This window comes from Rhodococcus sp. SBT000017, assembly GCF_003688915.1.
Classification (GTDB): Bacteria; Actinomycetota; Actinomycetes; order Mycobacteriales; family Mycobacteriaceae; genus Rhodococcoides.
On sequence record NZ_REFU01000001.1, the window covers coordinates 1,615,196 to 1,627,018 of the forward strand.

The 11,823-nt window shown below is 65.2% G+C and carries 13 protein-coding genes; 6 read left to right on the top strand and 7 right to left on the bottom strand.

The window, feature by feature from the left end:
- The first annotated feature begins 6 nt into the window (after positions 1–6).
- Genes uraD through pucL form a run of 3 tightly spaced genes read left to right on the top strand, consistent with a single transcriptional unit; the run spans position 7 to position 1,755 of the window.
- Positions 7–510, top strand: coding sequence for a 2-oxo-4-hydroxy-4-carboxy-5-ureidoimidazoline decarboxylase (uraD, locus tag AYK61_RS07305; protein ID WP_121870326.1), 504 nt, complete (start codon positions 7–9; stop codon positions 508–510).
- Positions 507–833: a hydroxyisourate hydrolase gene (uraH, locus tag AYK61_RS07310; protein ID WP_121870327.1), complete on the top strand. Its 327-nt coding sequence runs from the start codon at positions 507–509 to the stop codon at positions 831–833. Before uraD ends, uraH begins: the two co-directional genes overlap by 4 nt.
- A 1-nt stretch (position 834) precedes the next feature.
- Positions 835–1,755 carry a factor-independent urate hydroxylase gene (gene pucL / locus AYK61_RS07315; RefSeq protein ID WP_121870328.1) on the top strand — a complete coding sequence of 307 codons (921 nt, stop codon included), beginning with the start codon at positions 835–837 and terminating at the stop codon, positions 1,753–1,755.
- Positions 1,756–1,805: 50 nt separating this feature from the next.
- Here the strand turns inward: pucL and AYK61_RS07320 are convergent, their stop codons facing one another.
- On the bottom strand, positions 1,806–2,438 hold the full coding sequence (locus AYK61_RS07320) for a DUF2461 domain-containing protein (RefSeq protein WP_121870329.1): 633 nt from the start codon (positions 2,436–2,438) through the stop codon (positions 1,806–1,808).
- Between the two features lie 9 nt (positions 2,439–2,447).
- Positions 2,448–4,016, bottom strand: coding sequence for a PucR family transcriptional regulator (locus AYK61_RS07325; protein ID WP_121870330.1), 1,569 nt, complete (start codon positions 4,014–4,016; stop codon positions 2,448–2,450).
- 214 nt (positions 4,017–4,230) lie between these two features.
- On the opposite strand from AYK61_RS07325, the gene AYK61_RS07330 reads away from it, so the two are divergent.
- Together AYK61_RS07330 and AYK61_RS07335 are read left to right on the top strand one after the other, a co-directional pair.
- Positions 4,231–5,043 carry an FAD binding domain-containing protein gene (locus tag AYK61_RS07330; RefSeq protein WP_121870331.1) on the top strand — a complete coding sequence of 271 codons (813 nt, stop codon included), beginning with the start codon at positions 4,231–4,233 and terminating at the stop codon, positions 5,041–5,043.
- On the top strand, positions 5,040–7,754 hold the full coding sequence (locus AYK61_RS07335; RefSeq protein ID WP_121870332.1) for a molybdopterin cofactor-binding domain-containing protein: 2,715 nt from the start codon (positions 5,040–5,042) through the stop codon (positions 7,752–7,754). Before AYK61_RS07330 ends, AYK61_RS07335 begins: the two co-directional genes overlap by 4 nt.
- On the opposite strand, the gene AYK61_RS07340 is transcribed toward AYK61_RS07335, so the two are convergent.
- From AYK61_RS07340 to AYK61_RS07350, 3 genes are all read right to left on the bottom strand, one after another.
- Positions 7,726–8,163 carry an Lrp/AsnC family transcriptional regulator gene (locus AYK61_RS07340; RefSeq protein ID WP_032376860.1) on the bottom strand — a complete coding sequence of 146 codons (438 nt, stop codon included), beginning with the start codon at positions 8,161–8,163 and terminating at the stop codon, positions 7,726–7,728. The genes AYK61_RS07335 and AYK61_RS07340 overlap by 29 nt on opposite strands.
- A gap of 98 nt (positions 8,164–8,261) precedes the next feature.
- Complete coding sequence (locus AYK61_RS07345) at positions 8,262–8,972, bottom strand: CPBP family intramembrane glutamic endopeptidase (RefSeq protein ID WP_037188095.1); 711 nt, start codon at positions 8,970–8,972, stop codon at positions 8,262–8,264.
- Complete coding sequence (locus AYK61_RS07350) at positions 8,972–10,156, bottom strand: NAD(P)H-binding protein (protein ID WP_121870333.1); 1,185 nt, start codon at positions 10,154–10,156, stop codon at positions 8,972–8,974. Before AYK61_RS07350 ends, AYK61_RS07345 begins: the two co-directional genes overlap by 1 nt.
- 54 nt (positions 10,157–10,210) lie before the next feature.
- Here AYK61_RS07350 and AYK61_RS07355 point away from each other — a divergent pair, with 54 nt between their 5' ends.
- On the top strand, positions 10,211–10,816 hold the full coding sequence (locus AYK61_RS07355; protein WP_121870334.1) for a ribulose 1,5-bisphosphate carboxylase large subunit: 606 nt from the start codon (positions 10,211–10,213) through the stop codon (positions 10,814–10,816).
- Here the strand turns inward: AYK61_RS07355 and AYK61_RS07360 are convergent.
- Both AYK61_RS07360 and AYK61_RS07365 read right to left on the bottom strand, forming a co-directional pair.
- Positions 10,813–11,349 carry a DUF1992 domain-containing protein gene (locus tag AYK61_RS07360; protein WP_237669085.1) on the bottom strand — a complete coding sequence of 179 codons (537 nt, stop codon included), beginning with the start codon at positions 11,347–11,349 and terminating at the stop codon, positions 10,813–10,815. The two genes, AYK61_RS07355 and AYK61_RS07360, sit on opposite strands and share 4 nt — an antisense overlap.
- A gap of 187 nt (positions 11,350–11,536) precedes the next feature.
- On the bottom strand, positions 11,537–11,788 hold the full coding sequence (locus AYK61_RS07365) for a modification methylase HgiDII (protein WP_068051442.1): 252 nt from the start codon (positions 11,786–11,788) through the stop codon (positions 11,537–11,539).
- Between the last annotated feature and the right edge of the window lie 35 nt (positions 11,789–11,823).

An 11,823-nucleotide genomic window follows, 5' to 3' on the forward strand; every position in this document is an offset into this window, starting at 1 on the left:
CGAGATGTGCTGCACGAATGGATAGGGCTCGACGGGTTCAATCGGCTCAGTGATCGGCAGGCGATGCATGCCCTCTACGAGTGCTGCGCATCGTCGATCTGGGCCCGTCGAGTCGCCCAGGGTCGCCCCTTCGACAGTCGAGACATGCTGTTGGACAGAGCCGATCGAGTGCTCGCCGAGCTGCCCGAGGCGGAGATCGATCATGCGCTCGACGGTCATCCCCGGATCGGCGGCAAGGCCGACAACCCGTCGTCGAAACGCGAGCAGTCCGCGGTGGCGACCGCGGGCACCGAGGTGCTCGAGAAGCTGGCGGCGGGAAATCGCACCTACGAGGAGAAGTTCGGGCACGTCTACCTGGTGTGCGCCACCGGCAGATCCGCGGAGGAACTGCTCGCTATCCTCGAGGAGAGGCTCGACAACGATGCCGAAACCGAAAGACGGGTGCTCCGCGTGGAACTGGCCAAGATCAACCGAATTCGCCTCGGCCGCATGCTGGGTCCCGAGCAGTGACGGGATTGTCGACGCACGTCCTCGACGCCACCTCGGGGACACCGGCGGTGGGGATGCGGGTGCGGTTGTTCCATCCCGAGAAGGGCGAGATCTCCAAGGCCACCACCGATGGAGACGGCCGAATCGGGGAGGTCGTGCCCGGTCCGATCGATCCGGGTGTGTATCGACTCTCGTTCGACACCGGCGATTACTTCGAGGCGACGAAAACACCGGCCTTCTACCCGGAGGTGTCCATTTCGTTCACCGTCACCGATCCCGATGCGCACTATCACGTCCCATTGCTGTTGTCCCCCTTCGCTTATTCGACCTATCGCGGGAGCTGACATGACCGACCTGACCGGCAAGATCGTCCTCGGATCCAATCAGTACGGCAAGGCGGAGAACCGCGTGGTGCGGATCTATCGGGACTCGCCTCGCCACGAGATTCACGACATCAACGTGTCGAGCGCTCTGCGCGGCGACTTCTCTCCCGCGCACCTGGTGGGCGATCAGTCCAACGTGCTGCCCACCGACACTCAGAAGCAGACCGCCTACGCGTACGCCAAGACCAAGGGCCTCCTGCATCTGGAGAGCTACGGCCTCGATCTGGCTCGCCACTACGTCGACGATGTCGAGCCCGTGGACGGAGCCCGCATCGAACTCGAGGAATACGCGTGGGCTCGCGCGGTGATCGACGGCGTCGAGCACGATCACACGTGGACCCGCAAGGGTGACGAGATCCGTACGTCGGCGGTGACCGTCGAGGGCAAGGGTAAGGCGCAGCGGACGTGGGTGATCAGCGGCTTCAAGGAGATGGTGATTCTCAAGTCCACGGGTTCGGAATTCCACGGATTCCTCGAGGACGACCTGACGGTTCTCGAGCCCACGACCGACCGGGTGATGGCGACATCGCTGACGGCGCAGTGGCGATACACCACCACCGATGTCGAGTGGGACGCCGTCTACACGGGCGTGAAGGCGGCGATGATCGAACGGTTCGCCAATCTGCAATCGCTGGCTCTGCAGCAGACTCTGTACGCCATGGGCGAGGCGGTGCTGGAGAAGTATCCGTTCATCGCCGAGATCACGATGTCGGCTCCGAACAAGCATCACTTCGTCTACGACCTGGGCAAGTTCGGCATCGAGAACAACCTCGAGGTGTTCAACGCGGACGATCGGCCGTACGGTCTGATTCAGGCAACCGTCGAGCGCGAGGATGCCCCGGACGCCGGAAGTGCCTGGCGGACATACTCTGTCGTCGGATAGAGCGCTCCGCGCAGGTGAGCAGAACTTCGACCCCTGCTACGAATTTCCGCTCACGTGTGCAGCGCCGCAGTCCACTCCACCAACGGTGCCAGGGCCCGCCAGGCGTCGCGCACCTTCGTCGCAGCCTTGGGTGTCTCCAGCCAGGCGGGTGAGCCGAAATGCTTACCTGCGGTGAGTGACTTGTGGCGCAGGAGGTCGATACGCGGGTGATCGAGCTCGTATCCCCGCGGCTTGGTCTTGAGCTTGTCGCCGCCGATCTCGTAGCCGGCCTTCGTCAGTGTCGCCAGTATCCGCTCCAATTCGGCTCCGCGGACGTCGTCGTCGACGGTGCGGCGGTAGCGGGCAACGCCCTCGGCCGAGGAGTTGTAGAAGCCGCCTGCGACGAACAACCCGGCGGGGTCGATCTGGACATAGAAGCCCAGACTGTCGCCGCGAGCAACGAATCCGCCCTGGTGGGTCTTGTACGGGGTCTTGTCCTTGGAGAAGCGAACGTCACGGTAGGGGCGGAAGACCTTGGCAGTACCGAACTCCGGTTCGAGTGACGCGAGCAACGCCGTCATCGGCCCCTTGACCGCAGTGTCGTAGACCTCCTTGTGCTCGTTCCACCAGAGCTTGCTGTTGTCGGCTTCGAGGTCCTCGTAGAAGTCCAGGGCGGCGAAGGGTATTCCGGTGAAGCCAGTCATCGTTCGATCCTATGCGGCCCCCGTGGCCGACGAACGAGGGATGGATTGAAGCGCGAGGTAGACATCGAGCCGGTCCGAGGTGGAACTCAGATCGCGGCCCAGCAACTCCTCGACTCGCTTGATTCGGTAGCGGACGGTGTTGAGGTGGACGTGCAACGACTCGGCCGTTCGGTTCCACGATCCACCGGTGGCCAGGAACTCACGGAGGGTATCGGTCAGTCCTGCATGGGTACGCCGGTCGTAGTCGAGCAGAGGAGCCAGAACGTGTTCGACGAACGACCGACGCACGTCGTCGGGCAGAGCCGAGAGCATCGAGACCGCCGAAGTCAGTTGCGCACCCGCGGTGACGGTCACCGGGCTGGTCCCTTGCCTGCTGACTTCGAGTGCGTGACGGGCCGATCGCAGCGCGCCGTCGACGGTGATCCCGGTTGCTTCGGAACTGACGCCCACGAGCAGACGGCTGTGTCCGATGCCGGAACCCAAGCGAGTCAATCGGGTTCGCAGTGTGTGCGTGAAGTTCGGATCGTCGGTGTTCACGACAGCGACGATGTCGCCGTGCGTGCTGCACCCGACGCAGCCGCCACCGAAGGAGGTCAGCGTGTCGCTGAGAACCGTACGCAGCATCTCGCGCAGGTCGATCCGTCCGCTGTGGACGACCCTGACGACGACCAGCGAGCGGTCCGGGTCGACGCCTGCCTGACGCAGCCGCGTCAGGGCTTCCGGTCTGGTGCTGTCGGCTTCGATCAACGCCACTGCCTGGTCCGCGATTTCGCGTCGGACCAGCCGTCCCTCCTCGCGCCGGGCACGATCGAGCGCGGCGATGGCCGCGAGCTGGCCGAACGCATCGGAGATGGCGGGTGGGAACGTCGCCATGTCTCCTGCAACCGCCAAGAACCATCGCGTGGTCCGTTGCACCAGCGACGGGCCGATGCCGAAGATGCTGTACACGCCGCCGTCACTGAGAGTGGTTGTCGTGGGCAGTCTTTCGGAGGAGAGCGCAGCGTGCGTCAGCGTGTCCACGTCGGCATCGGAGAACGCCGAGACCTCGGCCACCAGCCGACGTCCGGTCGCCGTGAAGATCAGACACGCCATCCCGGTTTCCCTGGAGGTGTGCAGCGCCAACTCGTCGAGCGCTCTGCCGTCCGCGATCGCGGTGAGCAGCTGGCGTTGCCGGACGAGCGAGGTGTTCAACGAGGCTATGCGGTCTCCCGTGACACGGCCGACGAGAAACTCGGTCACCTCGCCGAACGAGACCGTCTCGGGTACCGCAAGCAGCGGTAGTCCGTGCCGCTCGCAGGCGTCGATCAGATCGGGCGGGACATGGCCGAGCAGCCCTTCACCGGCGGCCAGTGCCGAGGCCCCTGATTCGGCGACGGCCCGGACGAACATCTCACTGTCTGCGGGCGTTCGATGCCACACGAGACCGGTGATGACGAGCTCGCCACCCGCGATGTAGCGCGACGGGTCCGGCAGATCGGTCGTGTACGTCCATCGCAGCGTGCGCCCCAGAGCGTCGGTGTCGGAGGTGAGCAATCGAACGCCGAGCTGCGTGGCGTCGAGCAAGTCCTTGACCTGCACTGCGGTTCCTCCCCCGGCCTTCGCTGAGCGTGCTCGAAACGGCTGAGCTCGTAGGAAGAAACAGTATGCGTGGGTTGTTTCCACCGAGTTTCGGGCGTATCGCCGAACGACCGAAGATCGGTAACAGATACTCATTACAGTTCGAGATGACACATCGGCTGGTGGATCTGCCGGCGTGGCGGATCATCCGGCGAGGACGAGGTGAACGAGGGCCATGGATCTCGGTACTGTCGACGACATTCTGCTTCCCGGCTCCCGCGCGGACCTTCCGCCCGGACGCGCGGACACCGCTGTGCTCGCAGGAGGTACCTGGCTGTTCTCGGAGAAGCAGGACCACCTGGCCACTCTCGTCGATGTCACTGCCTTGGGCTGGGAGCCGTTGACCGTCACCGAGACCGGGCTCTCGATCGCCGCGACGTGCACCATCGAGACTCTGGCGCGCTACGCCTCTCCGTGGCCGGCCACCGCATTGTTTCCCCGCTGCGCAGCAGCGCTGTTGGCCTCGTTCAAGATCTGGAAGACCGCCACCGTCGGCGGCAACATCGCACTGGCCCTGCCTGCCGGAGCGATGATCTCGTTGACCGCAGCGCTCGACGGCGTCGGGCAGGTGTGGTCCAGTGATGGGCCGGATCACGACTACGGCATCGCGATTGCAGATCTGGTCACGGGCCCGCATACCAATGCCCTTCGACCGGGGGACGTGCTGCGCAGCATCGAGATTCCGCTGCGCGCACTCCGGTCGCGAACGGCGATGCGCAAGCTCGCACTGTCACCGCTCGGGCGGTCGGCCGCCGTGGTGATCGGGCGGGTAGACGACGGTGGCGAATTCGTTCTGACCGTCAGCGCGTCGACCGTCCGTCCGTTCGTTCTGCGCTTTCCGAGCCTGCCGACGGCGGGCGAACTCGACGACGCTCTCGCCGCCACCATCGGGCCCCAGCACTGGTACGACGACCCCCATGGGGCTCCGGACTGGCGGCGTCACATCAGTTGCACTGCAGCGCAGCAGATTCGCGAGGAGTTGTCATGATTGTGGACATCAACGGTGTGCCGACCGATGTCACTCCACGGCCCGGCCAGTGTCTGCGCACCATGCTCCGTGAACACGACCACTTCGAGGTGAAGAAGGGGTGCGACGCGGGCGACTGCGGCGCATGTTCGGTTCTCGTCGACGGCGAACCGGTGCATTCGTGCATCTTCCCCGCGTTTCGGGCGGCCGACCGGTCCGTCACCACCGTCGCGGGTCTCGGTACACCGGACGATCTGCATCCGATGCAGAGCCGGTTCGTCGAAGCCGCCGGATTCCAGTGTGGATTCTGCACTGCGGGAATGGTCGTCACCGCCTCGACGCTGAGCGAGGAAGACCTGGACGAGCTTCCCGAACGGCTGAAGGGAAACCTGTGTCGCTGCACCGGGTATCGCGCCGTGTCCGACGCCGTCTGCGGGGTGGTCAACACCGAGAAGTCGGTCGACGGTCCGGCGTGTGGACGGTCCCTCGCAGCACCCGCCAGTACGCGTATCGTCACCGGAACCGAGCCCTACACACTCGACCACACCCCTCCCGGGTTGCTGCACGCCAGTGTTCTCGGAAGTCCGCACGCACATGCCCGGATCGTCTCGATCGACACCACCGCGGCGGAGCAGGTACCGGGCGTGCATCTGATTCTGACTGCGAAAGACAGTCCGGTGACCGCCTTTTCGACGGCCCGCCACGACCGCCGCGTCGACGATCCGGACGACACCCATGTTCTCGATACCGTTGTGCGCTTCATCGGCCAGCGGGTGGCGATCGTGGTCGCAGAATCGGTCGCGGCTGCCGAGGAGGGGTGCCGCGCTCTTGTCGTCGAGTACGACGTGCTGCCCGCAGTGTTCGATCCGGAGTCCTCGCTCGCCCCCGATGCGCCGAAGATCCACGGCGACAAGGACGCGACGGCTCGGATCGCGGATCCGTCGCGCAATCTGGTGGCCGAGCTACACGGACAGACCGGGGACGTCGACGCTGCTGTTCGCGGCGCAGCGGCGGTGGTCTCCGGCCGCTGGACCACTCAGCGGATTCAGCACGTACATCTGGAGACACACGGCACCATCGGCTGGTTGGACGAGACCGGAAAACTGAACCTGCGCACCAGCACTCAGGTTCCGTTTCTGGTGCGAGACGAGATCTGCGAGATCTTCGGCCTGGCGCGCGATCGCGTCCGCGTGTTCACCGCGCGCGTCGGCGGCGGATTCGGCGGCAAGCAGGAGCTGCTCACCGAAGACGTGGTGGCGCTGGCGGTACTGCGTACCGGTCGACCGGTGCAGTTCGAGTTCACCCGCACCGACGAGTTCACCGTCGCACCGTGTCGTCATCCGTTCCGCGTCGACGTCACCGCCGCCGCGAGCGCCGACGGCACGCTGACCGCCCTGTCGATCGACGTTCTCACAGACGCCGGTGCCTACGGGAACCACAGTGCCGGTGTGATGTTCCACGGTTGCGGCGAGTCGGTGGCGATCTACCGGTGCGCCAACAAACGAGTCGACGCGAAAACCGTGTACACCAACAACATCCCGTCCGGAGCCTTCCGCGGCTACGGGTTGGGACAGGTGATGTTCGCGATCGAATCGGCAATGGACGATCTGGCGCGGGAGATCGACGTCGACCCGTTCGAGTTCCGCAGACGCAACGTGATCGTCCCCGGCGACGACATCGTCGCCGCCCACCACGAGGGAGACGACCTGCAGTTCGGCAGCTACGGCCTCGACCAGTGCATCGACCTCGCCGAAGCCGCTCTACGACGGGGCAACGGCGAGCACGCACCGGCGGGCTGGAAGGTCGGCGAAGGAATGGCGGTGGCCATGATCGCGACCATTCCGCCGCGTGGCCACCGCGCGGAGACCTCGGTGGCATTGCTGCCCGAAGGTCAGTACGAGATACGCGTCGGGACTGCGGAATTCGGCAACGGAACAACCACCGTCCACACTCAGATCGCGGCGAGTGAATTGGGCACGTCCGTCGACCGCATCGGAGTCGATCAATCCGACACCGACTCGGTCACGTACGACACGGGCGCATTCGGTTCGGCAGGCACCGTGGTGGCAGGCAAGGCCCTGTACGCGGCGGTTCGCGCGATGTCGGCTCGGATTCTGGATCTGGCCGCCACCGCGACCGGACACCGGAATTCGGACTGCACACTCGGACCGGAGGGCGTGCGGTGCGGAGATCGCTTCGTCACCCTCGACGACATTCTGGCGATGGCGGGAGGCACCCTCGTCACTGCGGGCAACAGCGGCGGGCTGCCGCGTTCGGTCGCGTTCAACGTGCACGCGTTCCGGGTGGCGGTGCACGAGGACACCGGCACCGTGAAAATACTGCAGTCGGTGCAGAGCGCGGACGCAGGAACCGTGATGAACCCGCAGCAGTGCCGTGGGCAGGTCGAGGGCGGCGTCGCACAGGCGATCGGTAGCGCACTGTACGAGGAGATCCGCACCGACGGTGCCGGTCTGGTCACCACGGATTCGATTCGTAGCTACCACGTTCCGCAGTTCGCGGACATTCCTCCCACGGAAGTCCTGTTCGCCGACACCTACGATCGTCTGGGCCCGTTCGGCGCGAAGTCGATGAGCGAGTCTCCGTACAATCCCGTGGCACCGGCCTTGGCCAACGCCATTCGTGACGCCGTCGGTGCCCGGCTCTACGACCTACCCATGTCGTCGGACCGAGTGTGGCGGGCGGTCAGCGGTCGTAGAACGTCTGCAGGATGATCGTGCTGCGCGTCTGCACGTTGGCGGTTGCGCGGATCTCCTGCAGCAAGCGCTCGAGCGCTCTCGGCGACTCGACTCGCACCAGTAGAACGTAGCTTTCCTCACCGGCAACCGAGTGGCACGACTCGATGGCCGACAGATGCTTCAACCTGGCGGGGGCGTCGTCCGGTTGGGCCGGATCGATCGGAGTGATGGCGACGAACGCCGACAGCGGCCGGCCGAGGGCCTCCGGGTCGACCTGCGCCGTGTACCCACGGATGACGCGTCGGGATTCGAGCCGCCGAACTCTGGATTGAACGGCCGAGACGGACAGGGAAGCCTTCTCCGCCAACGTCGCCAAAGTAGCGCGTCCGTCGGAGACAAGCTCGTCGATGATCAAGCGATCGACGCGATCGAGATTTTCACTCACCTGCGCAATGTAGCCCAGATCGGAGACAAATCAGCACAGACGTCCGTTTCGGCTGGTCGAATCGGTGCTTGTGCCTCTTTCTGGTCGAACACCGCAGATCACACGAAGAGCGGCGGTAGCGCGAGAACCATGACCGCCGACCAACTGACATGAGTCAGGATCGGTGCCAGTATTCCGCCGGATGCGCGCCGCTGCAGGCCCATCACGTAGCCCAGAAGCACTGCTGCGAAGCCGAGCATCGGGTTGCCCGAGGCGAGGGTGGCTATCGCGTAGACGACCGTCGAGATGATCACCGGATGCTTGACGCCGATGGCCGAGTACAGCGCTCCTCGGAAGAAGATCTCCTCGGCCACGCCGTTGAGCAACGCGATGAACACGATCAACACCAACGAACCCACCCGGGCGTGCGCGAGTACGTTCTCGGTGAAGTCGGCCAGCGGCGGAATCTGCCGCACCACGAGACCGCCGAGCATGAACACCCCGCCGACGGCGAGACCGATCAGGATGGGCGTGACGATCGGCCGCCTGATCGATCCCCCGACCTGAATGCGTCCGAGATGCAGTGGGCCCGACAGGAATCCGCCCACCGTCCACACCGCGGCCAACACCAGGGTCAGTGCGTAGAACGCGGGATCGCCCGGCTCGACCTTGAGCGAGAAGTAGAGCACCGTGGCACCGATCACCAGTGTGATCAGCACGATGATCCGCCGCTTGCGGAACGCCGCGTCGGACTCCTTGTGATCGCGCTCGACCGGGTCGACCAGAGCGGACTTCATCACGTTGAGCGCGGTCGTGGACCACGTTCCCATCACGCCTCCTCGGTATCGGTCAGTCGGCGCACGACCGACCTCGCGCGTCGATTCACGTCGGCCATCACGTCGAGATTGGTGCGCACTGCCGCAGCAACGGGCTTCGAGTACAGCAGTCGACGCCCACCGAGGGCTTCGATCAACCCCCAGGTGCGGTCGGAGGACGCCGCGACACCGCGACGTCTGATCCCCAGAGCGTCACCGCCGCTCCACGCCGCGTCGGTGCGCGCCAGCCGAAGCGGATCCTTCAGCGCACAGACACCGGGTGGGTCACCGACCATTCCCCGCACACTACGGGCCATGGCGTCGGCAATCGTGGTGAGACCTCGAGGAGAGTCCGGAACGAGCTCACGAATCCGACTCTCCGACGTCGTCATCGTGTTGTGCAGCGATCCCACCAGATCCTCGGCGAGCCCTGCAGGAACCGGAATGATCATTCCGATGACCTTGCCTGCGAGCGAGGTCGGCACCAGCGGCACAGGAACGCCGATGCGCTGGAGACCGGCAGCTTCGACGTACGCGAACACCAGATCTCGATACGGCACCACATCCGGCCCACCGATGTCGTAGGAACCCGCGGGAACCGATTCGGCGTCGGCGGATGCCAGCAGGTAATGCAGCACGTCGTCGACGGCGATGGGCTGCACGGGCTCGGCGAGCCAACTCGGCAGCGGCAGCACCGGCAAGCGATCGGCGAGGTACCGCAACATCTCGTACGACGTCGAGCCTGCACCCAGGACGATGGCCGCTCGCAGCCAGACCAGCTCGACGCCGTCCACCGTCAGAGCCTCGCCGACGTCCGCCCGGCTCGCGAGGTGCTCCGAGAGTCGGTCGTCGTCGGGTACGAAACCGCCGAGGTAGACGATTCGGCGTACTCCCGCCCGCGCGGCCGCCGCAGCGAACTGCTCGGCGGATCGTCGGTCCTGCGCTCGGTAGTCGGATTCGCCGATGGCGTGCACGAGGTAATAGGCCACATCGATGTCGCCGGTCTCCGCGAACGCGGCAGCACAGGACTGTTCGTCGGTGACGTCGAGCGAGACTGCGGTGACGGAGTCGAAGAAGTCGAAGGTCCGCAGATTGTCCGGCGTTCGGGAGCCGACGACGACCTCGGCCTTGTCGGCCAGCAGAGCTGCCACCAACCGCGACCCGATGTACCCGCTGGCACCGGTGACGAGAGCTCTCATGCTTCGAGGCTAACGGCAGTCGGGGCGTTGTGTCGGTGTGGCATTGTCGCTCCTATGGCTCTGGTCTTGGCAGGTGTGGTTCTCCCCGATCCCCTCGGTACCGAAACGGTGCTCCGGCGCGGAGTAGCGGTTGCGCGGGCCGGTGCGGGCTGGATGCTCACCACGACCGCTTTCGCGCTTACCCTGCCCGGCCGAATCGAAGCACTGCTGACACGCATTGAGATGTTGATGACACGCATCGATCACGTGATCGACTCCGCCGACGCCGTGGTTGCCAGCGTGCAGCGGACAACCGGGGCCGCGGACGAGGTGGTCGCGTCGGCGTCGGTCGCCTCGCACACCGCGCTGGAGCTGATCGAGTTGTTCGATCCCATCGCCAAGAAATCCGAACCCATGGCCCGCAAGTTCGTCGACAGCCTGTCCGAGGAGGAGGTCGACGCCGCGATCGCGATGGTCGATCAGCTACCCGGACTCCTCGATCACATGGAAGCGCTGCTTCCTATCCTCGCCACCCTCGACACGGTGTCCCCCGAGATTCATGAGCTCCTCGGAGTCACCAAGGACGTTCGACGCGCGGTCATCGGCATTCCGGGATTCAAGTTCTTCCGTAACCGAGGCGAGGACAAGCTCGCCGACGAAGAACGCGACGCAGAGAACTAGCGCGCTCGGCCTCGGCGCTTCCGGACGATCTTGCCGCGCAGTCGCGTCCACCACGTCGGCGCATCGGAACCCCTCGCATTCGTGGGTGTCGTGGCCGACTGCGAACGATGCTCACGCTCGAGACGGTCCACCTCGGCTCGGTTGGTTCGCCAGCTCTCCATCCAGGTCTCGACGTCCACCGGGGCGAGCGGCACGACCGGCGGCGTCGGGAACCGAATCCAGTCGACGATGCGAACATTCAACTCGTCCAGCACATCTCGCGCCGAATCCTCGCGCCGAATGCCGATCAGTGTCGCCGGCAGCCGCTCGATCTCCTTGCGCAGCTGCAGTGCAGTGGGCAGCAACGCATCGGCGGGCAGGTTCTCCCGTTTCAGGTAGCCGCGAACCCACCACAGCTCGTCGCCGGGGTCGCCGACCGGAATCGGCTTACCGGTGCCCTCGAGGCCCTCGAACGCACCGTTGTCCTGCGCCTGGCGAATCTGCTTGTCCACCCAGGACTCGAACGTGACTCCTGGCTTCTTCCGTTCGGTCACCCCATCGACTGTAGATACGATGCCAGGCTCTACGCCACGTCTGCCGCACCGGAGCGTTCACTATCGGACACCGAGCGCGGGATTCTGCCGGTTCTGCTCGATCGTGAACCGTCAGGTGCGGTCGCCGGACACGACGAAGCCCCGACCCAGTGCGCGGGCCGGGGCTGTCGTCATACAGCGGTGCAGGTCAACCGTATTCGGCGACCAAACGGTCGAATTCTTCGCGGTCGATCACCTGAGGCTCGTTGATGGCGAGCGCTTGTGCGTACTTGCTCGCCAAGTGGTAGTCGCGACCGAGCGGCCCGTGCTCGGCGTCGTCCTCGTCGGACTGGATGCTCGCACCCGGAGGCACCTCGTTCTGCAGGCCGTTGGTCTTGCTGCCGAGCAGAGCGTCGAGTTTCGCGGAAATCTTCTGCATGATCTCTTGGTCGTCGGTCATGGGAGCGGTGTACCCGAATCGCTCGAATCGACACC

What these genes read in the sequence shown, in the direction of transcription:
- pucL (WP_121870328.1), top strand. Translation starts at nt 835, where the DNA reads ATGACCGACCTGACCGGCAAGATCGTCCTCGGATCCAATCAGTACGGC.
- AYK61_RS07320 (WP_121870329.1), bottom strand. Translation starts at nt 2,438, where the DNA reads ATGACTGGCTTCACCGGAATACCCTTCGCCGCCCTGGACTTCTACGAG.
- AYK61_RS07330 (WP_121870331.1), top strand. Translation starts at nt 4,231, where the DNA reads ATGGATCTCGGTACTGTCGACGACATTCTGCTTCCCGGCTCCCGCGCG.
- AYK61_RS07335 (WP_121870332.1), top strand. Translation starts at nt 5,040, where the DNA reads ATGATTGTGGACATCAACGGTGTGCCGACCGATGTCACTCCACGGCCC.
- AYK61_RS07345 (WP_037188095.1), bottom strand. Translation starts at nt 8,972, where the DNA reads ATGGGAACGTGGTCCACGACCGCGCTCAACGTGATGAAGTCCGCTCTG.
- AYK61_RS07350 (WP_121870333.1), bottom strand. Translation starts at nt 10,156, where the DNA reads ATGAGAGCTCTCGTCACCGGTGCCAGCGGGTACATCGGGTCGCGGTTG.
- AYK61_RS07355 (WP_121870334.1), top strand. Translation starts at nt 10,211, where the DNA reads ATGGCTCTGGTCTTGGCAGGTGTGGTTCTCCCCGATCCCCTCGGTACC.
- AYK61_RS07365 (WP_068051442.1), bottom strand. Translation starts at nt 11,788, where the DNA reads ATGACCGACGACCAAGAGATCATGCAGAAGATTTCCGCGAAACTCGAC.